This window comes from Mycobacterium sp. (genome assembly GCF_039583785.1).
In the GTDB taxonomy this organism is placed as follows: domain Bacteria; phylum Actinomycetota; class Actinomycetes; order Mycobacteriales; family Mycobacteriaceae; genus Mycobacterium.
In genome coordinates, this window is record NZ_JAVKSG010000063.1 from 1 (window position 1) to 20,139 (window position 20,139).

Below are 20,139 nucleotides of genomic sequence, written 5' to 3' on the forward strand. Positions count from 1 at the left end.
GCGAAGTAGGCGTAGCCGCCCTCGTCGCGGTACGCGAGGTCGCCACTGTGATAGACACCGCCCGCCATCCGCTGCGCGTTGGCTTCGGGATCGTTGTAGTAGCCTTCGAAACGCCCTGCGCCGGTGACGTTGACCAATTCGCCGACTACACCGACCGGGCACGGCTGCCCGGTGTCGACGTCGATGATCTGCACGTCGTCGGGCAGCGGCCCCAACGCGCCCGGCGGGGTGTCTGGTGTGCGACCGATGGCGATTCCGCCCTCGGTCGACCCGAACCCGTCGACCACCCGGCAGCCGAACCGCGCTCCGAAACGGTCGATGTCGGCGGGTGCCCCCTCGTTGCCGTACACCGCCCGCAACGGATTGTCGGCGTCGTCGGGACTCTCGGGGGTGGCCAGCACGTAGGACAGCGGCTTGCCGACGTAGTTGGCGTAGGTGGCGCCGTAGCGGCGGATGTCCGGCAGAAAACCGGACGCGGAGAACTTGCGCCGCAACACCAGTGAGCCGCGGCAGGCCAGCGCCACCGCCCACCCGACCAGGACCGCGTTGGAATGGAACAACGGCATCGACGCGTAACAGACGTCGGCCGGCCCGAGGCCGAACCGGTCGGACATTGTCACGCCGGCGACCGCGACCTTGCCGTGGCTGCACATTACGGCTTTGGGATCACCGCTGGTGCCCGAGGTGAAGATCAGCATGAACAGGTCGTCGGGCGATGCCGACTGAAACCGCACCGGCACGTCCTGACGAGCGGCGACCTCGGCAGCCCACTCGCCCGAGTCGACGTCGATGTGGTCGATGCCGACCAGTGTCCCGGCGGAATTCGAGTCGGCCAGCACCAGTTGGCAGTCCGCGTGCGCGATGTCGCGGACCAGCGCGTCTCCCCGGCGCACCGGGTTCAGACCGACCGGAATGATCCCCGTCATCCCCGCGGCCACCAACACCGAGGAGAACACCGGCGTGTTCTCCAGCAGCACCCCGACGTGCGGCGGCCGGCTCGGGTCGAGCCGGGCCCGCAAAGCCGAAGCGACCGCGGCACCATGGCGGAGATGGTCGCGCCAACTGACGAACGAATCCTCGAAGTAGACGCCCCGATCGCCGATGTCGACCAGCGGGGCCAGCAGGCTGGCGACGGTAGGAAGCGGCTGTGTCACGGCTAGGCGGGGGTGTCCGCCAGTTCGCGGCCGATCTTGAGCAGTTGGCCCGTCGCCCCACCCACCGCGAACTCGGTTTGCTTGGCGGCCAAAAAGTATCGGTGCACCGGGTGGTCGGTGTCGATGCCGACCCCGCCGTGGATGTGCACGATGCTGTGCGCCACCCGGTGTCCGGCATCGGCCGCCCAGAACGCCGCGGTCGCCACTTCGGTGTCGGCGGGTAGATCCTCGCTGAGCCGCCACGCCGCCTGGGTCAGGGTCAGCCGCAGACCCTTGACGTCGATGTAGGCGTCGGCCAGCCGTTGGCCCACCGCCTGGAAGCTGCCGATCGGGCGGTCGAACTGCTCACGAGTCCGGGCGTATTCGGCGGTCATCTGCAGCCCGCGTTCCAGCACGCCGAGCTGAAACGCGCTGCGGCCCAACGCGCCCAGGGTGCCGAGCCAGCCGACCACCTCGTCACCGCCGACCACCCGCCCGCTGGAAATCTCGACGCCGTCTAGCCGCAGCTGCCCGATGCTGCCCAACCCGGTGGTGTCCAGCGCCGTCACCGTGACACCGGGGTCATCGGCGGCAACCAAGAAAACCGAAGTGCCGGAATCGGTTTCGGCCGGCACCAGAAAAGCGTCGGCCACCGGCCCATAGCCGATCTGGGTGCGGGTCCCGGTCAGCCGGAAGCCCCCACCGGAACTGGCAGCCTGAACCGGTCCGTCGCCCATCTCGCCGTCCAGCGCGACGGCGAGGATCTTCGAGCCGGACACCGCGGGAGTGCCCCACTGCTGTTGCAGCTCAGCCGAGCCGAACCGGGCCAGCGCGCCGGCGGCCAGCACCACCGAGTCCAGATAGGGGACAGCCGCCAACTGGCGACCGAGAGCGACCAAGACGGCGGTCTGCTCGAGCACCCCGAAACCGCCCCCGCCCAACGACTCCGGTGCGGCGGTGGACAGGATGTCGGCGTCGATCAGTTTGCGCATGAGCTCACGGTCGAAGCGTTGGTCGAGGCCGTCGAGCGTGCGCTGATGTTCGGGCGTACACACCGCGTCGACGATGGTGGTGACCAGGCCGCCGAGATCGTCGGCGGCTTCGGTTGTGGTGAAGTCCATGGGTTCTCCGTCAGGTCGTTAGCGGTTGGCTCGGGGCAGGCCGAGCGCCACCATGCCGATGATGTCGCGTTGCACCTCGTTGGTGCCGCCGCCGAAGGTCAGGATCAGACACGCCCGGTGCATCCGCTCGACGCGGCCGCGCAACAACGCACCGGGCGAATCCTGGCGCAGCGTCGCCGCGGTGCCGAGCACCTCCATCAGCAGTCGGTAGGCCTCGGTGGCCAATTCGGTGCCGTACACCTTGGCCGCCGAAGCGTCCGCCGGTGACGGTGCGGCGTCGTCGGCCGAGGCCAGCTCCCAGTTGATCAGCTTGAGCACCTCGACTCCTGCGTGCACCCGGGCCAGGTTGAGCTGCACCCACTCCGAGTCGATCAGTCGGGCGCCGGTGTGGTCCTTGGTGTTCTGCGCCCACTCGCGAACCTGGTTGAGCGCCATGATGATCGGCATGGCGGACACCAGCGCGACGCGCTCGTGGTTGAGCTGGTTGGTCACCAGTTTCCAGCCGGCGTTCTCCTCGCCGACCCGGTTGGCCACCGGAACGCGGACGTCGGAGTAGTAGGTGGCGCTGGTGTCGACGCCGGACATGGTGTGCACCGGCGTCCAGGAGAACCCCTCGGCGGTGGTCGGCATAATCAGCATCGAGATGCCGCGGTGCTTCTTGGCGTGCGCGTTGGTGCGCACGGCCAGCCAGACGTAGTCGGCGTAGGCGATCAGGCTGGTCCACATCTTCTGCCCGTTGACCACGTAGTCGTCACCGTCGCGCACCGCGGTGGTCCGCAGGTTCGCCAGGTCGGTGCCGGCGCCGGGCTCGGAGTAGCCGATCGAGAAGTGCAGTTCCCCCGCGGCGATGCGCGGCAAGAAGAACGTCTTCTGCTCCTCGGTGCCGAAGGCCATGATCGTCGGCGCGACGCTGTTGATGGTCAGGAACGGCACCGGCGCGCCGGCGATCGCGGCCTCGTCGGTGAAAATCAGCGAGTCCATCGGCGAGCGGCCCTGGCCGCCATACTCCTTGGGCCAGTTCAGGGTGAGCCATCCGTCGCGGCCCATCTGCGCGACGGTGTCGCGGTAGACGTTGCCCTCGCCGACCTCGCCCGACGTCGAGCTCAGCGCCGCACGGCGCTCCGGGGTGATCAGCGTGGCGAAGTACGACCGCAGCTCGCGGCGCAACTCCTCCTGCTCCGGGGTGTAACTGATGCGCATTCTTCGCCGCCCTCCAGTCATCGATGAGGTCTGCGCAGCCTGCATGGTCGGCTACCCATCCCCATCCTGAGGTTGTAACACGTTCTAGTCTCAGGCGTCCAGCGACCGTTCTGCGGACGCGACCGCGACTGGTCGTATGGTGGGCATACCGATTGGACGCCATCACTCAAGGAGGAACGTCGTGCGGGTGAAAGTCGACCACGACCGGTGCGAGGGTAACGCGCTGTGCTTGGGAATCGCACCGGATATCTTCGACCTCGACGACGAGGATTACGCGGTGGTGAAGGCCGACCCGGTGCCGGCCGCCCAGGAGTCACTGGCAGAGCAGGCGATCGCGGAATGCCCGCGCGCCGCCTTGATCCGCGAAGACTAGAGGCCGTCATACATTGACTAGCAGCCTGCACACGATCGACCTGTCCGGAAAGGTCGCGGTGGTTACCGGCGCGGCCGCAGGGCTTGGCCGTGCCGAGGCGATCGGCCTGGCCCGCGCCGGCGCCACCGTCGTGGTCAACGACATCGCCGCCGCCCTGGACGCCTCCGACGTGATCGACGAGATCGCCTCTGCCGGCGCTACAGCGGTGGCGGTCCCGGGTGACATCAGCCAGCGCCATACGGCCGACGAATTGGTCAGCACCGCAGACGGATTGGGCGGACTGGGCATCGTGGTGAACAACGCCGGGATCACCCGTGACCGGATGCTGTTCAACATGTCCGACGAGGAGTGGGACGCGGTGATCGCCGTGCACCTGCGCGGCCACTTCCTGTTGACGCGGAACGCCGCAACCTATTGGCGGTCCAAGGCCAAAGACGCCGGCGGCTCGATCTACGGACGCCTGATCAACACCTCGTCGGAGGCGGGGTTGGTCGGCCCGGTCGGACAGGCCAACTACGGCGCCGCCAAGGCCGGCATCTCCGCGCTCACCCTGACCGCGGCGCGGGCGCTGGGCCGATACGGGGTGTGCGCCAACGCGATCGCCCCGCGGGCCCGGACCGCGATGACAGCGGACGTCTTCGGCGACGCACCCGAGGTGGCCGACGGTGAGATCGACCCGCTCTCGCCGGAGCACGTCGTGACCCTGGTGTGCTTTCTGGCATCTCCCGCGGCCAAAGACGTCAACGGCCAGGTGTTCATCGTGTACGGACCGCAGGTGACGCTGGTGGCGGCGCCGACCGTGGAGCATCGGTTCGCGACAGCCGCCCAGGCCTGGGATCCGGGCCAGCTGAGCGAGGCGATGCAGGATTACTTCGCCGGCCGCGACCCGGAGCGCAACTTTGCGGCCACCGCGTTGATGCAGTGATCGGCCGGCCCCGCGAGACGGCCGGTATCGAAGTCGAAATCAACTAGAACACGTTCCAGAATGATCTGCATCACAAAAGCTCTGACCTGCTAGGTTACTGACATTTGTCAAATTCTGCGGTTCTTTGACACGGTGAACTTGTTCTAGTTACCATTGGCGCGCTCACGCGGACGCCGCTGCGCGGAATCACGCCGAGGCGGCGCAACCGGGGGCACAGGAGCTTCGCTTTGCAGGTGGGAGACATCCCGCGCGAGAAGGGGACCAGGTGATCGAACAGCTCGCGGTTCCGGCTCGGGCCGTGGGCGGTTTCGTCGAGATGTCACTGGAGACTTTCCGCAAGACATTTGCGCGCCCCTTCCAGTTTCGTGAGTTCCTCGACCAGACCTGGATGATCGCCCGGGTGTCGCTGATCCCGACGTTGCTGGTGGCCATTCCGTTCACCGTGCTGGTGGCCTTCACGCTCAACATCCTGCTCCGCGAGATCGGCGCCGCCGACCTCTCCGGCGCGGGCACCGCATTCGGAACCATCACCCAGCTGGGCCCCGTCGTCACGGTGTTGGTGGTGGCCGGTGCCGGCGCCACCGCGATCTGCGCCGACTTGGGTGCGCGCACCATTCGTGAGGAGATCGACGCGATGCGGGTGCTGGGCATCGATCCGATCCAGCGTCTGGTGGTCCCCAGGGTGCTGGCGTCGACGTTCGTGGCGCTGCTCCTCAACGGTCTGGTCTCGGCGATCGGCATCGCCGGTGGCTACGCATTCTCGGTGCTGCTGCAGGGCGTCAACCCGGGCGCGTTCGTCAACGGCTTGACCGTGCTGACCCACCTCGGCGAGTTGGTGCTGTCCGAGTTCAAGGCGTTGCTGTTCGGCGTGGTCGCTGGTCTGGTCGGCTGCTATCGGGGGCTGACGGTCAAGGGTGGCCCGAAAGGCGTCGGGGTCGCGGTCAACGAGACGGTGGTCTACGCGTTCATCTGCCTGTTCGTGATCAACGTGATCGTGACGGCCATCGGCGTTCGAGTGCTGGCCCGGTAATGCCAATGAGTTACGACGCCACGCTGCGCATCCGCCGCTTCTTGCATCGGTTCGCCGGGCCGGTCGACAGTTTCGGTGAGCAGGCCCTGTTCTACGGCGAATCGATGCGCTACATCCCGAACGCGCTCACCCGGTACCGCAAAGAGACCATTCGGCTGATTGCCGAAATGACCATGGGCACAGGCGCATTGGTGCTCATCGGCGGAACCGTCGGCGTCGCGGCGTTTTTGACGCTGGCGTCAGGCGGTGTGATCGCGGTGCAGGGCTACGAGTCGTTGGGCAACATCGGCATCGAAGCATTGACCGGATTCCTGTCGGCCTTTCTCAATGTCCGCATCGTCGCTCCGGTGGTCGCCGGGATCGCGTTGGCCGCCACCATCGGCGCCGGCACCACGGCCCAACTGGGCGCCATGCGGGTGGCCGAGGAGATCGACGCGATCGAGTCGATGGCCGTGCACTCGGTGTCCTACCTGGTGTCGACCCGGCTGATCGCGGGCTTGATCGCGATCGTCCCGCTGTATTCCCTTGCGGTGCTGGCCTCGTTCTTCGCCGCGCGCTCCACCACGGTCTTCATCAACGGGCAGTCGGCCGGTCTGTATGACCACTACTTCAACACCTTCCTGATTCCCACCGACCTGCTGTGGTCGTTCCTACAAGCCATCGTGATGTCGATCGCAGTGATGCTGATCCATACCTACTACGGCTACAACGCTTCTGGCGGTCCGGTGGGCGTCGGCCTGGCGGTCGGTCAGGCGGTGCGCACCTCGCTGATCGTGGTCGTCGTCATTACGTTGTGCATCTCGCTGGCCGTCTACGGCGCGTCCGGTAATTTCAATCTTTCCGGGTAAGGGGACAGTGGCAAGTACCGGTGCGAAACGCACTCACGTCAGGCTGGCAGCGGCGCTGCTGGCCGCTCTGCTGGTGGCGTTCGCGGTGCTGACCTACCTGTCCTACACGGCGGCGTTCTCCCGGACCGACACCGTCACGCTCACCGCGCCGCGCGCCGGCCTCGAGATGGACCGCGGCAACAAGGTGAAGTACCGCGGCATCCAGATCGGCAAGGTCGACGACATCAGCTATGCGGGCGGGCAGGCGCACCTGCGACTGGCCATCGACGACGGCGAACTGCACTTCATCCCGTCTAACGCCGCCGTCCACATCGCCAGCAGCACCATCTTCGGCGCCAAGTCGGTCGAGTTCATCCCGCCCAAGGATCCGTCCCCCGCGGCATTGCGGCCGGGTGCGCATCTGGGCGTCTCGGCGGTCTCGTTGGAAGTCAATACGCTGTTCCAGTCGCTGATCGGACTGCTGCAGAAGATCGATCCCGTCGAGTTGAACGGCACGCTGAGCGCGTTGGCCGAAGGCCTGCGAGGCCACGGCCACGACCTGGGTGGCGTTCTGGCGGGTCTGAATACCCTGACCCGCCAGCTCAATCCGAAGCTGCCCACCCTGGCGCAAGACTTCCGCAAGACCGCCGCCGTCGCCAACATCTACGCAGACGCCGCGCCGGACCTCGTCACCGTTTTCAACAACACGCCCACCATCGCCAAGACCGTGGTGGACCAGCAGACCAATCTCAACACCAGCCTGCTGTCGGCAATCGGATTGTCCGACAACGCTTATGACACACTGGCACCGGCCCAGCAGAACTTGATCGACGCGATCAAACGATTGCGCGCCCCGCTGAAGGTCGCCGCAGACTATTCGCCGGAATTCGGCTGCCTGTTCGGATCCATCGACCGGGGTATCAAGGAATTCGCGCCCATTCTGGGTGTCAGAAAGGCTGGCCTGTTCACCTCGTCGAGTTTCATCCTGGGCGCACCGTCGTACACCTATCCCGAGAGCCTTCCGATCGTCAACGCTTCGGGCGGCCCGAATTGCCGTGGGCTGCCGGACTTGCCGACCAAGCAGACCAGCGGTTCCTGGTATCGCGCTCCGTTCCTGGTGACCGACAACGCGAACATCCCGTATGAGCCGTTCACCGAACTCCAGGTGGACGCCCCCTCGACGCTGCAGTGGTTGTTCCACGGCGCGTTCGCCGAGCGGGACGACTTCTGATGGGCGGCTACGAATCCCAGCGCTCGATCATGATCAAGGTCGGCATCTTCACGGTCACCATGCTGCTGGTGGCGGTCGGGTTGGTGGTGACGTTCGGCGAGTTCCGATTCGGGCCGTCGAACACCTACCACGCCAACTTCATCGACGCGAGCCGGCTGAAGGGCAACCAGAAGGTTCGGATCGCCGGGGTGCCGGTCGGCGCGGTCAAGGACGTCAAGCTCAACCCGAACAACACGGTGGACGTGTCTTTCACGGTGGACAAGCGCTACACGCTGTACTCGTCGACCCGCGCGTTGATCCGCTACGACAACCTGGTCGGTGACCGATTCCTGGAAATCGCCTCAGGGCCTGGGGAATTGCGCAGGCTTGCGCCGGGCGGGACCATTGACCAGCGGCACACCCAGCCAGCGTTGGACCTCGACGCGTTGCTGGGTGGCCTGCGTCCGGTGCTCAAGGGACTGGATGCCGACAAGATCAACACGATCAGTAGCTATGTGGTCGACCTGCTGCAGGGCCAGGGCGGGGCGTTGTCCAACTTGCTGGCCAACACTAACGCGTTCGGGTCGACGCTCGGTGCGCGTGACCGGGCTATCGGCGACGTGATCACCAATCTCGGCGCCGTGCTGAGCACCGTCGACGCCAAGGGCGCGCAGTTCTCCGATGCCGTCGACCAGTTGCAGAAGTTGATCACCGGACTGGCCGAAGGTCGCGACGCGATAGCCGGCGCGATCCCGCCGCTAGCCACCACCACGTCGGACCTCACCGACTTGCTGAAGCACTCCCGTCGGCCGCTACAAGGGGTCCTGGAGAACACCAGGCCGCTGGCCAATGAGATCAACGACCGACTGCCCGAGGTGAACAACGACATCGAGCAACTCGGCGAGGACTACCTTCGGCTGTCCGCGCTCGGCGCCTACGGTGCGTACTTCAACATCTACTTCTGTTCGGTGTCGCTGAAGATCAACGGCCCGGCCGGCAGCGACATCCTCATCCCGATGGGTGGCCAGGTGGATCCGAGCAAGGGCAGGTGCGCTTTTGTCAACAAGTAGCACCGACCGCCGCGACCGCGACCCGCTCCGCACCGGAATCTTCGGTGTGGTGCTGGTTGTATGTGTCGTCCTGGTCGCGTTCGGCTACAGCTCGTTGCCGTTCTGGCCGCAGGGCCGGCCGTATACCGCCTACTTCGCCGATGCCGGCGGGATCAGCCCCGGCAACGACGTCTACGTTTCCGGTATCAAAGTCGGTAAGGTGCAAGCGGTTACCCTCGCCGGCGACACCGCAAAGGTCGCCTTCACCGTCGATCGTCACATCAACGTGGGGAACAGTTCGCTGGCGGCGATCCGGACCGAGACCATCCTCGGGCAGCGTGCGGTTGCGATTACTCCGGCCGGAACGGGCATCGCCACCTCCATTCCGTTGAGTCGGACCACCACGCCCTATGCCCTGGGCTCCGCGCTGGAAGACCTGGGTCACAACGCCGGCGACCTGGACAAGGCTCAGTTCGAGAAGTCGCTGAAGGTTCTCACCGACGCCTTCCACGACGCCACCCCGCAACTGCGCGGGGCACTGGACGGCATCACCTCACTGTCACACACTCTGAACACCCGCGACGAAGCGCTGGAACAGCTTCTGGCGCACGCCAAGTCGGTGACCGGCGTACTCGCCGAGCGAGCCGGTCAGGTGAACAAGCTGATCGTCGACGGCAACCAGTTGTTTGCGGCCCTCGATGCACGCCGTGCCGCGCTGGCGGAGTTGATCTCCGGTATCGACGGCGTCTCGGCACAGCTTTCCGGCTTCGTCGCCGACAACCGTAAGGAGTTCGGGCCGGCGTTGAGCAAGCTCAACACGGTGCTCGACGACCTCAACGAACGCCGCGACTACATCAGCGAAGCGCTGAAACGGCTGCCCCCCTACGCCACCACGCTCGGTGAGGTGGTCGGTTCGGGGCCCGGGTTCAACGTGAATGTCTACGGTGCGGTGCCGGCGCCGATCGTCGGCATGATGTTCGACGCCGTGTTCCAGCCCGGCAAGCTGCCGAACAGCTTCGCCGACTACCTGCGCGGGCTGGTCCAGGAGCGCTGGAAATTGAGGCCGCAGTCGCCATGACCATCGCCTCCGCCCTACACGAACGTCGCCGCGGCCTGCGGCTGACGTTGGCTGTGCTGCTTGCCGTTTCGCTTGCTTTGGGTGCCTATCTGGTCTGGCCGGGCCGCACCGGCAACAAGATCGTCGGCTACTTCACCTCCGCGGTAGGGCTGTACCCGGGCGACCAGATCCGGATCGTCGGCGTGCCGGTCGGCACCATCGAGTCGATCGAACCGCGCCCCGAAGACGTCAAAATCACCATGTCGGTGAACCGTGACGTCAAGGTCCCCGCGGATGCTCGCGCGGTCATCATGTCGCCGAATCTGGTCGCGGCGCGGTTCATTCAGCTCGCACCCGCATACAGCAGCGGGCCGGCGTTGCCCGACGGGGCGACCATCGCGCTGTCCAAGACCGCGGTCCCGGTGGAATGGGACGAGGTCAAGCAATCGCTGACCGATCTGGCCACACAACTCAGTCCCGCGGCCGGGCAACTGCAGGGCCCGTTGGGCAAGGCGATCAACCAAGCCGCGGATACCTTCAACGGCAACGGCGATTCGTTCCGCGCCTCGCTGCGCGAGCTTTCGCAAGCCGCCGGCCGCTTGGGCGATTCGCGCACCGACATCTTCGGCACGGTCAAGAACCTGCAAGTGCTGGTCGACGCGCTGTCGGCAAGCAACGAGCAGATTGTGTCGTTCGCCGGGCAGGTGGCCTCGGTCTCGCAGGTCCTGGCCAAGAGCTCGTCGCACCTGGACAACACGCTCGGCGCCCTGAACCAGGCGCTGGTCGACGTCAAAGGGTTTCTGCAGCAGAACAACTCGACGCTGATCGGAACGGTCAACAAACTCACCGACTTGACCCAGGTGCTGAGCGACCAGAGTGAAGACATCGAGCAGGTGCTGCACGTCGCTGGGCCCGGTATCGCCAACTTCTACAACATCTACGACCCCGCGCAGGGAACGCTGAACGGGCTCATCTCGCTCCCGGAGTTCGCCAACCCGGTGCAGTTCATCTGCGGCGGTTCGTTCGACACCGTGGGCGGGATATCCGCGCCCGATTATTACAAGCGTGCCGAGATCTGTCGCGAGCGGTTGGGGCCGCCCTTGCGCCGGTTGACGTTCAACTATCCGCCCATCATGTTCCATCCGCTGAACTCGATCACCGCGTACAAGGGTCAGGTCATCTACGACACCCCGGCCACTCAGGCCAAGTCGCAGACACCGATTCCGGATCTGCACTGGATACCGGCGCCCGGTGCGCATCCGCCCAACCCGACCGACCTGCAGGCGCTGATGGTTCCGCAGGCAGCGCCCAACGGCGCGGCCCCCAGCGTCCCCGCTCCGGCGAACACCCCGTTCGGTCCGCGGCCGGGTCCGGCTCCCGCGGCGCCGGCCGCCCCTGGCCCGCTACCGGCCGAGCAGGGGGCGGGCCGATGAAGCGGAACATGGTGCGCGGCGGCGCATTAGTGGCCGGCAGCGCGTTGCTGGCGGGCTGCCAGTTCGGTGGCTTGAACTCGATCGACTTACCCGGCACGGCCGGCCACGGCGCGGGCTCGTATTCGATCACGGTCGATCTGGCCGACGTGGCGACCCTGCCACAGAACTCGCCGGTCATGGTCGACGACGTCACGGTGGGCAGCGTCTCGGGCATCGACGCGATGCAGCGCAGCGACGGGAGCTTCTACGCCGCGGTCAAGCTGGCGTTGGACCGCAATGTGGTGTTGCCCGCCAACGCGATTGCCCGGGTGGCGCAGACCTCGCTGCTGGGTTCCCAGCACGTCGATCTGGCCGCACCGTCGAATCAGCCACCGGTCGGCAGGCTGGTCGACGGTTCGACCATCCAGGAGTCGCGGACCAGTCGCTTCCCGACCACCGAGGAAGTGTTCTCCGCGCTAGGTGTGGTGGTCAACAAGGGTAATCTCGGCGCGCTGCAGGAGATTACCGACGAGACCTACCAGGCGGTCGCAGGCCAGCAGGGCCAGTTCACCAATCTGGTGCCTCGGTTGGCCGAACTCACCGCGGGGTTGACCAACCAGGTCAACGACATCGTGGCCGCCATCGACGGACTGGACCGGTTCTCGTCGATTCTGGCCAACAACAAGGACAGCCTCGGGCGGACGCTGGAGACGCTTCCCGAGGCGCTGCGGGTGCTCAACAAGAACCGGGACAAGATCGTCGAGGCGTTCGGTGCGCTCAGGAAAGTGGCAGTGGTGACGTCGCAGGTGCTTTCGCAAACCAAGGTGGACTTCGCCGCGGATCTCAAGCACATCTACGCCAACACCAAAGCGCTGGCCGACAACCGCAGGAACTTCGTGACGTCGATGCAGTTGCTGCTGACATTCCCGTTCCCGAACTTCGGTATCAAGCAGGCCGTGCGCGGCGACTACCTCAACGTGTTCACCACCTTCGACCTCACCGTCCGACGACTGGGCGAGACATTTTTCACCACGTCCTACCCGCTGGACCCGAACATGTTGCACATGAACGACATCCTCAACCCGCCGGACTTTCTGCTCGGTGAAATGGCCAACCTTTCCGGGCAGGCCGCGGATCCGTTCAAGATCCCGCCGGGCACACCAGCAGGGAACAACTGATGCTGGATCGACTGACTCGCGTCCAACTGGGCATTTTCGCCGTGGTCACGGTGGTCACCGTTGTCATCATGGCGATCTTCTACCTGCGGTTGCCGGCCGCGCTGGGCATCGGAACGTACCGCGTGACAGCGAGTTTCGTCGCCGGCGGCGGGCTGTACAAGAACGCCAACGTGACCTACCGCGGCGTAGCGGTAGGCCGGGTCGACTCGGTGGGCCTCACCTCCAATGGCGTCGACGCGGTGATGCGGTTGAACAGCGGCACCGTCGTCCCGTCGAACGTCACCGCCGCGGTGAAGAGCGTGTCGGCGATCGGCGAGCAGTACATCGACCTGGTGCCCCCTAAGGATGCGGCGACGACCAAGCTGCACAACGGATCTCGCATCGATCGTGCCAATACGGCGATCGGCGTCGAGATCGCGACGTTGCTGCACCAGTCCGAGACACTGGTCAACAGCATCGCCGACACCCGGCTGCGGGAGTTGCTGCACGAAACGTTCACCGCGTTCAACGGCTCCGGCCCGGAGTTGGCCCGGCTACTCGAATCGTCTCGGCTGCTGGTGGAGCAGGCCAACGCGGAGTTCCCGCACACCTCGCAACTGATCGATCAGGTCGGCCCGTTCCTGCAAACCCAGATCCGCTCCGGCAACGACATCAGGTCGTTGTCCGACGGGCTGGCACGATTCACATCCGAAGTGCGGCAGGCCGATCCGCAGTTGCGTACGCTGCTGACCGTCGTGCCGCCGGCGGTGGATCAGGCCAACACGGCGTTTTCGGGCATCCGTCCGTCGTTCCCGATGCTGGCGGCGAACCTGGCGAACCTGGGCCGGGTCGGCGTGATCTATCACAAGTCGATCGAGCAGCTGTTGGTGGTACTTCCGGCCTTGTTCGCCGCGATCATCACCGCGGCCAACGGCGAACCCCAGGACGAGGGCGCCAAGCTCGACTTCAAGATCAACGTCGACCCGCCGCCGTGCACCACCGGGTTCATTCCACCGACGATGATCCGCACCCCGGCTGACGAGACGCTGCGGGAACTTCCGACCGACATGTACTGCAAGACCGCGCATAACGATCCGTCGGCAGTGCGCGGTGCGCGCAACTACCCGTGTCAGGAATTCCCCGGCAAGCGGGCGCCGACGGTCGCGTTGTGCCGCGACCCCAAGGGTTACGTGCCGATCGGTACCAACCCGTGGCGCGGACCGCCAATCCCGTATGGCACCCCGGTCACCAACGGGCTGAATATTCTGCCGCCCAACAAGTACCCGTACATCCCGCCGGAGAACGATCCCGATCCGGGAACACCGATCGCCGGGCCACTTCCGCCCGGTGTGATCGAAGGGCCCGGGCCGGCGCCAAACCAGCCGTTCCCGATCCAGCCACCGCCCAACACCGGCGGAACTGATGGACGGCAGGCGTGGATTCCGCCGTCGCCGTATCCACCCCAAAACCCGCAGATACCGTTCCCCAAGGCCGTTCCGGCGCCACCGCCTCCGCTGGGACTGCCCGGTGCGCCATACCCGCCGGCCGAGAAACCATGGGGTCCGCCGCCCGGCCCGGTGCCGCAGGCCAACGGAACCGCGTACACCACCTACGACGACAGCAGCGGAGTCTTTCAGGATCCGGCCGGCGGCACTGGTATCTTCGCGCCCGGCAAAGTATCGACCGCGGAGAACTGGGTGGACTTGATGCGCGACCCGAGGCAGTTGTGAGCGACGAGGAGCCGACGACCCGACCGCCGCGCCGACGGGCGTCGCGGGCCGCCGGTCCGCACGGCGGCGCCGCAGCCGCGACGACGGTCCGGGCCGAGACAACGCCGACGCCGGTCACCCGGACCAGCACCCCGATTGGTCCGCCGCCGCGCCGGCCGGCGAACGCCAGGCGGGTCGGCTGGATTGCGTTGGCGGCCAGCTGTATCGGGATCGCGACGCTGGTCGGCGTGGTGAGTTTGGAGGTCCACGACCAGCGCGCGGCCGACGCCGAGGAGTTCCGGGCGCAGCGCTTCGTCGACACCGCCACGCAAACCGTGGTGAACATGTTCAGCTACAACCAGGACAACATCGACCAGAGCGTCGCCCGGTTCGTGGAGGGCACCAGCGGGCCTCTGCACGGCATGCTCAGCTCCAACAACAACGTCGAAAACATCAAGGCGCTGTTCCGTCATACCGACGCGAACTCCGAGGCTGTGGTCAACGGCGCGGCACTGGAAAGCATTGACAGCGTTACCGACAACGCGTCGGTGCTGGTGTCGATACGCGTCACGGTGACAGATCTGGACGGGGTCAACAAGCCTTCGATGCCCTACCGGATGCGCGTCATCGTGCACGAGGACGAGAACGGCACGATGACCGGCTACGACCTGAAGTATCCCGACGGAGGCAATTGATGCGATGGTTGATCGCCGCCGTCGCGAGCGTGCTGACCCTCGCCTTCCTCGGGCTGGCGGCGGCGGGAGGCTGGCTGTACTGGGAGCGGGTCGAAACCCGCGGTGAGCAGTCGGCCCGCGCCGCACTACCGCCATTGGCCGCCAAAGAGATTCCCGAGGTGTTCGCCTACGACTATCAGACCGTCGAGCGCAGCCTCGGTGCTGCGTACCTGTTGCTGACGCCCGCCTACCGCCAAGAGTTCGAGAAGAGCGCCAACGAGAAGATCATCCCCGAGGCGCGCAAGCGCGAGGTCGTCGTGCAGGCGAGCGTGGTCGGCGTGGGAGTGATCGCGGCGCAACGCAACTCGGCGTCGGTGATGGTGTACCTGAACCGAACGGTCACCGACAAAACCCGGCAACCGCTCTATGACGGCAGCCGATTGCGGGTGGATTACCGGCGCGTCGACGGCAAGTGGCTGATCAACTACATTCAGCCGATCTAGCGCGCGACCCATCGCGTCAGCGGCACTGCCCAATCTCGTTGCAGTCCAACGGGTACCGCTCGACCGGGTTGGGCAGCGGCCCCTGGAAGGCCAGCTGGAACGGAGTCTTCGTCATCCCCGGCTGCAGGCCGCAGACGGCACTGTGAATGCTGGTATGCGTCCCGGCCAGCGACACGTCGTCGAAGGCGTAGGTGTCCGTCGTCGCCGCCGTGCTGCCGTCCGGACATGTGACGCCATTGGGCTTGCCTACCTGAAAGGTCCACAGGTCACTGGTCAAACGGGCCCGACCGACGTAATTGGCCATCTTCTCGGCACGGCTGATCGAGCGCGCTGTGGTGCTGGCGACATTCAGCGCGCAGAGGTCGGCGGCGATGACGGGGTCGGTGAAATCGGGGATCGCCCGCTGCCTTGAGGGCGCATCGCAGAGCGCCGAAATGCGCCACGTCGCCGCGGGCACGCCGGCTTCGGTGAAGGTGTACACGCCGTCGGCCGGCGGGCCCAGCGCTTGTGCGGGAACCGCTGTTGCCACAGCGGCGAGTGTCATGGCTGCGGCGATGGTCAGGCCGCGGGAGATGATCGCCATGCGTCGAGTATCGCAGTGCGCAAACCGCCGTACCACGGAATCAGCTGTTCGGTCGATGACCACCGGCCAGGGCGTCGAGAAATGCCCGGGCCCATTTGTCGACATCGTGGGTCAGAACCTGCCGTCGCAGCGCCCGCATCCGGCGTCGGCCTTCGTCGTCGGACTGGTTGATCGCCGCCTCGATGGCGTCCTTGACACCTTTCAGGTCGTGCGGATTGACCAGGTAGGCCTGCGTGAGTTCGGCTGCGGCGCCGGTGAATTCGCTGAGCACCAGCGCGCCGCCGAGGTCGCTGCGGCAGGCGACGTACTCCTTGGCCACCAGATTCATGCCGTCGCGCAGCGGGGTTACCAGCATGACATCGCTGGCCACGAAGAAGGCGATGAGCTCGTCGCGGGGGACCGGGCGATGCAGGTAGTGCACCACCGGGCGGCCGACCTCGCCGTATTCGCCGTTGATGTGGCCGACCTGGCGCTCGATTTCCTCGCGCAACTTCTGGTAGCTCTCCACCCGCTCGCGGCTGGGGGTGGCGAGCTGCACCAGCACGGCGTCGTCGCCTTTGACGCGGCCCTCGGCGAACAGTTCGACAAGGGCATTGAGCCGCACGTCGATGCCCTTGGTGTAGTCCAGCCGGTCGACGCCGAGCAGGACCTTGCGCGGATTGCCCATCTCGGCGCGGATCTCCTTCGCCCGGCGGCGAATGCTGCGGTCGCGGCCCTTGCGGTCGAGCTCGGCGGAGTCGATGGAGATCGGGAATGCCCCCACTCGCACGGTTCGGTCCTCGAGCTCAACCTCCCCGAATCGTGACCGCACACCGACCGAGCCCCGGGAGGTGGTGGCGCCGATCAGACGCCTTGCCAGGATGAGGAAGTTCTGCGCGCCGCCGGCGAGATGGAAGCCCACCAGGTCGGCGCCCAACAAGCCTTCGACGATCTCGGTGCGCCACGGCATCTGCATGAACAGCTCGACCGGTGGGAACGGGATGTGCAGAAAAAACCCGATGGTCAGATCGGGCCGCAGCTCACGCAGCATCTTGGGCACCAGTTGCAGCTGATAGTCCTGTACCCAGACGGTCGCGCCCTCGGCGGCTGCGCGGGCCGTCGCCACGGCGAACCGGCGATTGACGTCGACGTAGCGGTCCCACCACGCCCGGTGGTAGATCGGCTTGACGATGACGTCGTGGTACAGCGGCCACAGCGCGGCGTTGGAGAAGCCCTCGTAATACTCTTCGACGTCGGCGGCCGACAGCCGCACTGGATGCAGCCGAAGGTCTTCCTCGACGATGGGCTCGTCTTCGACGTCCACATCGTCGTCGACGACTCCCGGCCAGCCGATCCAGGCGCCACGACGGCGACGCAGCAGTGGCTCGAGCGCGGTGACCAGACCACCCGGACTGCGTTTCCAGTTGACGGTGCCGTCGGGCAACCGCTCCATGTCGATCGGCAGCCGGTTGGCGACCACCACGAAGTCGGACACACCGGAGGCCGAGCTTTGTGGCGCGCTCTGCGCCCGCTGGCCTCCTGCGGGGGGCATTTACACCTCGATCTTCGCGGGCCCGATACCAAGCATCGACATGAACACGCGGCACTCGTCGGCGTCGTTCGCGTAGGCCGCTACCACGCGCCTGGCCTGGCTGGCGGTGTCGTCGGGCAACGGCTCCACGTCATCGATTTCATGGGTGTCAGATTTGGCGGGCATGTCATAACTGTAGGCGACGTGCGGAGTCAGCCGCATACACAGCCGCAACCCCCTGGTTAGAGCGTTACGGGCGGGCCGTAATGTGTAACTTCCCGACGCTGTGCGAATGAGGTGGCCGATGTCAGACTCCAACGAGTTGGTGGCTTACGAAACTCTCGATGAGGGCCGCATCGCGCGGATCTGGTTGAGCCGGCCCGAGGCGCACAATGCGCAGAGCCGCGGTTTGCTGGTCCAGCTCGACGAGGCGTTCCTGCGCGCCGAGGCCGACGACGCCGTCCGGGTGGTGATCCTGGCCGCCCGCGGTAAGAACTTCTCCGCCGGCCACGACCTCGGCTCGGAGTTGGCCCTCGCCGAGCGGGCCCCCGGAGACGCGCAACTGCCGAGTTTCCGGATCAACGGCGCCACCCGCGACGCGGTCGCGGAGAAGACCTATCTGCAAGAGTGGCACTACTACTTCCAGAACACCTGCCGCTGGCGCGATCTGCGCAAGATCACCGTGGCCCAGGTGCAGGGCAACGCGATTTCGGCCGGCCTGATGCTGATCTGGGCGTGCGACCTGATCGTTGCCGCGGACAATGCGAAGTTCAGCGACGTGGTGGGCGTCCGGCTGGGCATGCCGGGCGTCGAATATTACGCTCACCCTTGGGAATTCGGTCCGCGTAAGGCCAAAGAGCTGCTGCTGACCGGTGATTCGCTGGATGCTGACGAGGCCTACCGGCTGGGCATGGTGTCCAAGGTCTTTCCGGCCGACGAACTGGCAGACAAGACGCTGGAATTCGCCCGCCGGATCGCGCAGCGCCCCACCATGGCGGCGCTGCTGATCAAGGACTCGGTGAACGCCGCGTCGGATGCGATGGGCTTCACCGAGGCGCTGCGGCACGCGTTCCACATCCACGAGCTGGGTCACGCGCACTGGGCGGCCCACAACGAGAACCGCTACCCGGTCGGGCTGCCGCCCGACGTCGAGGATTGGCGCAACGGGAAGTCGACCAAGATCGCGCGCAAGGACACCCCCTAGTTTTTGGTGCCGGGCGGGGAGGCGGTGTGCGTTGTGCCCACCTTCGAGCGAATTCGCGATCTCGGTGGTGCCAATTCGCTCGAAGGTGGGCAAATCGTGCCTCCCCTCCTCTCGGAGTCGGCTGTGGCGGGTGTGGTTCGATCACTAGAACCTGTTTCAGTTTTGCCGCGAAGGCGTTGCCATGCAGCTTTCGTTTGAAGACCGGACGTACCTGGTCACCGGTGGTGGCAGCGGGATCGGCAAGGGAGTGGCCGCCGGCCTGGTCGCCTCCGGCGCGTCGGTGATGATCGTCGGCCGCAACGCCGACCGACTCGCGGCAGCGGCCGAGGCCATCGACGCGGTCAAAGGGGCCGACGGCGGCGCGATCCGCTACCAGCCCGCCGACGTCACCAACGAAGACGAGGTCACCCGGGCCGTCGAGGCCGCGACGGCCTGGCACGGCCGGCTGCACGGTGCCGTGCACTGCGCCGGCGGATCGCTGACCATCGGCCCGCTCACCCAGATGGACTCCGACGCCTGGCGGCGCACCGTCGACTTGAACATCAACGGCAGCATGTACGTGCTCAAGCACTGTGCCCGCGAGATGGTGCGCGGGGGCGGCGGGTCGTTCGTCGGCATCTCCTCGATCGCCGCCAGCAACACCCACCGCTGGTTTGGCGCCTACGGCGTCACCAAAGCCGGCCTGGACCACCTGATGCAGCTGGCCGCCGACGAACTGGGCCCGTCCTGGGTGCGGGTCAACAGCATCCGTCCGGGCCTGATCCGCACCGACATGGTCGCTCCGATCACCGGCTCGGCCGAACTCTCCGAGGACTATGCGGCGTGCACCCCGCTACCAAGGGTCGGCGAGGCCGAAGACATCGCCAACATGGCGATGTTTTTGCTCAGCGACGCTGCGGGCTGGGTCACCGGGCAGGTGATCAACGTCGACGGCGGGCATCTGCTGCGCCGCGGCCCGGACTTCACCGCGATGCTGGAGCCGGCGTTCGGGGCCGACGGCCTGCGCGGAGTCGTCTGACCACGCGCCCACGGTCTGGACACCCTCATCATCGAAAAAGCTGCCGTGTACGGCGGCAGCACCGCACTGTCCGGCGGCAACATCTGGATCCCCAACAACCCGACGCTTGACCGCGAAGGCCTGGTCGATTCCCGCGACGAGGTGCGCAGCTACCTCGACGCCGTCATCGGGGAAAGGGTTCCGGCCGCCAACATCGACGGCGGACGGTCCCGCGGCCGCACCATCGAGCCGCTGCCCTTCGATTATTACGGTGACCCGACGCTGCCGCATCCGACGATGGACGGCATCGACCGCGCGCCGGAGCCACCATCGGACCGGCCATGGTGTTCGGATTCATCGCCGCGCGACATGCAGCAGAAAGTGGTGGTGATGCATAGTGAGATCGAAACGGGAGGGCAGATGAAACGATTAGCCGGCAATCGAATCCTGGTGACCGGTGCGGCC

20 protein-coding genes and 1 pseudogene are annotated in these 20,139 nt (G+C 66.2%); 15 read left to right on the forward strand and 6 right to left on the reverse strand.

Annotated elements, in window-relative coordinates; all coding sequences use genetic code 11:
• The 3 genes from ABDV69_RS16440 to ABDV69_RS16450 all read right to left on the reverse strand — a co-directional run.
• Nucleotides 1-1,154, reverse strand: a 1,154-nt coding sequence (locus ABDV69_RS16440) for an AMP-binding protein (protein ID WP_343576268.1), incomplete at its 3' end; no start/stop codon positions are given.
• Between the two features lie 2 nt (nt 1,155-1,156).
• Complete coding sequence (locus ABDV69_RS16445) at nt 1,157-2,254, reverse strand: acyl-CoA dehydrogenase family protein (protein WP_343576270.1); 1,098 nt, start codon at nt 2,252-2,254, stop codon at nt 1,157-1,159.
• Nucleotides 2,255-2,272: 18 nt separating this feature from the next.
• Nucleotides 2,273-3,454, reverse strand: a complete 1,182-nt coding sequence (locus tag ABDV69_RS16450; RefSeq protein WP_343576273.1) for an acyl-CoA dehydrogenase family protein — start codon at nt 3,452-3,454, stop codon at nt 2,273-2,275.
• Nucleotides 3,455-3,635: 181 nt separating this feature from the next.
• On the opposite strand from ABDV69_RS16450, the gene ABDV69_RS16455 reads away from it, so the two are divergent.
• From ABDV69_RS16455 to ABDV69_RS16510, 12 genes are all read left to right on the forward strand, one after another.
• Complete coding sequence (locus ABDV69_RS16455; RefSeq protein WP_343576276.1) at nt 3,636-3,827, forward strand: ferredoxin; 192 nt, start codon at nt 3,636-3,638, stop codon at nt 3,825-3,827.
• A gap of 13 nt (nt 3,828-3,840) precedes the next feature.
• The gene (locus ABDV69_RS16460; RefSeq protein WP_343576278.1) at nt 3,841-4,752 is read left to right on the forward strand and encodes a 3-oxoacyl-ACP reductase; all 912 of its coding nucleotides are present in this window, start codon (nt 3,841-3,843) and stop codon (nt 4,750-4,752) included.
• A 265-nt stretch (nt 4,753-5,017) separates the two neighbouring features.
• Nucleotides 5,018-5,782 carry an ABC transporter permease gene (locus ABDV69_RS16465; protein WP_343576281.1) on the forward strand — a complete coding sequence of 255 codons (765 nt, stop codon included), beginning with the start codon at nt 5,018-5,020 and terminating at the stop codon, nt 5,780-5,782.
• A 5-nt stretch (nt 5,783-5,787) separates the two neighbouring features.
• Entirely contained in the window at nt 5,788-6,630 is an 843-nt protein-coding gene (locus ABDV69_RS16470) for an ABC transporter permease (protein ID WP_343576284.1), read from the forward strand.
• Nucleotides 6,631-6,637: 7 nt separating this feature from the next.
• On the forward strand, nt 6,638-7,840 hold the full coding sequence (locus ABDV69_RS16475) for an MCE family protein (RefSeq protein ID WP_343576286.1): 1,203 nt from the start codon (nt 6,638-6,640) through the stop codon (nt 7,838-7,840).
• On the forward strand, nt 7,840-8,889 hold the full coding sequence (locus ABDV69_RS16480) for an MCE family protein (protein ID WP_343576288.1): 1,050 nt from the start codon (nt 7,840-7,842) through the stop codon (nt 8,887-8,889). Before ABDV69_RS16475 ends, ABDV69_RS16480 begins: the two co-directional genes overlap by 1 nt.
• Entirely contained in the window at nt 8,876-9,946 is a 1,071-nt protein-coding gene (locus tag ABDV69_RS16485) for an MCE family protein (RefSeq protein ID WP_343576291.1), read from the forward strand. Before ABDV69_RS16480 ends, ABDV69_RS16485 begins: the two co-directional genes overlap by 14 nt.
• Nucleotides 9,943-11,358 carry a virulence factor Mce family protein gene (locus ABDV69_RS16490; protein ID WP_343576294.1) on the forward strand — a complete coding sequence of 472 codons (1,416 nt, stop codon included), beginning with the start codon at nt 9,943-9,945 and terminating at the stop codon, nt 11,356-11,358. The genes ABDV69_RS16485 and ABDV69_RS16490 overlap by 4 nt, the downstream gene beginning before the upstream one ends.
• Nucleotides 11,355-12,515 carry an MCE family protein gene (locus ABDV69_RS16495; RefSeq protein ID WP_343576296.1) on the forward strand — a complete coding sequence of 387 codons (1,161 nt, stop codon included), beginning with the start codon at nt 11,355-11,357 and terminating at the stop codon, nt 12,513-12,515. The genes ABDV69_RS16490 and ABDV69_RS16495 overlap by 4 nt, the downstream gene beginning before the upstream one ends.
• Nucleotides 12,515-14,224, forward strand: coding sequence for an MCE family protein (locus ABDV69_RS16500; RefSeq protein ID WP_343576299.1), 1,710 nt, complete (start codon nt 12,515-12,517; stop codon nt 14,222-14,224). Before ABDV69_RS16495 ends, ABDV69_RS16500 begins: the two co-directional genes overlap by 1 nt.
• On the forward strand, nt 14,221-14,898 hold the full coding sequence (locus ABDV69_RS16505; RefSeq protein ID WP_343576300.1) for a mammalian cell entry protein: 678 nt from the start codon (nt 14,221-14,223) through the stop codon (nt 14,896-14,898). Before ABDV69_RS16500 ends, ABDV69_RS16505 begins: the two co-directional genes overlap by 4 nt.
• Nucleotides 14,898-15,380, forward strand: coding sequence for a mammalian cell entry protein (locus tag ABDV69_RS16510; protein ID WP_343576301.1), 483 nt, complete (start codon nt 14,898-14,900; stop codon nt 15,378-15,380). The genes ABDV69_RS16505 and ABDV69_RS16510 overlap by 1 nt, the downstream gene beginning before the upstream one ends.
• A 16-nt stretch (nt 15,381-15,396) precedes the next feature.
• Here ABDV69_RS16510 and ABDV69_RS16515 read toward each other — a convergent pair whose 3' ends face one another.
• From ABDV69_RS16515 to ABDV69_RS16525, 3 genes are all read right to left on the reverse strand, one after another.
• Nucleotides 15,397-15,924 (reverse strand): hypothetical protein, encoded by a 528-nt coding sequence (locus tag ABDV69_RS16515; protein WP_343576313.1) that lies wholly within the window; start codon nt 15,922-15,924, stop codon nt 15,397-15,399.
• Nucleotides 15,925-16,003: 79 nt separating this feature from the next.
• Entirely contained in the window at nt 16,004-17,494 is a 1,491-nt protein-coding gene (locus tag ABDV69_RS16520; protein ID WP_343576303.1) for a trehalose-6-phosphate synthase, read from the reverse strand.
• On the reverse strand, nt 17,495-17,659 hold the full coding sequence (locus tag ABDV69_RS16525) for a hypothetical protein (RefSeq protein ID WP_343576306.1): 165 nt from the start codon (nt 17,657-17,659) through the stop codon (nt 17,495-17,497).
• Between the two features lie 118 nt (nt 17,660-17,777).
• Between ABDV69_RS16525 and ABDV69_RS16530 the strand changes: the two genes are divergently transcribed.
• The 3 genes and pseudogenes from ABDV69_RS16530 to ABDV69_RS16540 all read left to right on the forward strand — a co-directional run.
• On the forward strand, nt 17,778-18,677 hold the full coding sequence (locus ABDV69_RS16530; RefSeq protein WP_343576309.1) for an enoyl-CoA hydratase: 900 nt from the start codon (nt 17,778-17,780) through the stop codon (nt 18,675-18,677).
• A gap of 181 nt (nt 18,678-18,858) precedes the next feature.
• A complete protein-coding gene (locus tag ABDV69_RS16535; RefSeq protein WP_343576311.1) occupies nt 18,859-19,695 on the forward strand; it encodes an SDR family oxidoreductase in 837 nt (278 codons plus the stop codon).
• Between the two features lie 12 nt (nt 19,696-19,707).
• Nucleotides 19,708-19,893: pseudogene (locus tag ABDV69_RS16540) on the forward strand (FAD-binding protein); the annotation flags it as partial.
• Between the last annotated feature and the right edge of the window lie 246 nt (nt 19,894-20,139).

Excerpts from the sequence above, each read along its gene's own strand:
- ABDV69_RS16445 (WP_343576270.1), bottom strand. The coding sequence starts at position 2,254 with ATGGACTTCACCACAACCGAAGCCGCCGACGATCTCGGCGGCCTGGTC.
- ABDV69_RS16450 (WP_343576273.1), bottom strand. The coding sequence starts at position 3,454 with ATGCGCATCAGTTACACCCCGGAGCAGGAGGAGTTGCGCCGCGAGCTG.
- ABDV69_RS16470 (WP_343576284.1), top strand. The coding sequence starts at position 5,788 with ATGAGTTACGACGCCACGCTGCGCATCCGCCGCTTCTTGCATCGGTTC.
- ABDV69_RS16480 (WP_343576288.1), top strand. The coding sequence starts at position 7,840 with ATGGGCGGCTACGAATCCCAGCGCTCGATCATGATCAAGGTCGGCATC.
- ABDV69_RS16490 (WP_343576294.1), top strand. The coding sequence starts at position 9,943 with ATGACCATCGCCTCCGCCCTACACGAACGTCGCCGCGGCCTGCGGCTG.
- ABDV69_RS16495 (WP_343576296.1), top strand. The coding sequence starts at position 11,355 with ATGAAGCGGAACATGGTGCGCGGCGGCGCATTAGTGGCCGGCAGCGCG.
- ABDV69_RS16500 (WP_343576299.1), top strand. The coding sequence starts at position 12,515 with ATGCTGGATCGACTGACTCGCGTCCAACTGGGCATTTTCGCCGTGGTC.
- ABDV69_RS16510 (WP_343576301.1), top strand. The coding sequence starts at position 14,898 with ATGCGATGGTTGATCGCCGCCGTCGCGAGCGTGCTGACCCTCGCCTTC.
- ABDV69_RS16515 (WP_343576313.1), bottom strand. The coding sequence starts at position 15,924 with ATGACACTCGCCGCTGTGGCAACAGCGGTTCCCGCACAAGCGCTGGGC.
- ABDV69_RS16520 (WP_343576303.1), bottom strand. The coding sequence starts at position 17,494 with ATGCCCCCCGCAGGAGGCCAGCGGGCGCAGAGCGCGCCACAAAGCTCG.
- ABDV69_RS16525 (WP_343576306.1), bottom strand. The coding sequence starts at position 17,659 with ATGCCCGCCAAATCTGACACCCATGAAATCGATGACGTGGAGCCGTTG.
- ABDV69_RS16530 (WP_343576309.1), top strand. The coding sequence starts at position 17,778 with ATGTCAGACTCCAACGAGTTGGTGGCTTACGAAACTCTCGATGAGGGC.
- ABDV69_RS16535 (WP_343576311.1), top strand. The coding sequence starts at position 18,859 with ATGCAGCTTTCGTTTGAAGACCGGACGTACCTGGTCACCGGTGGTGGC.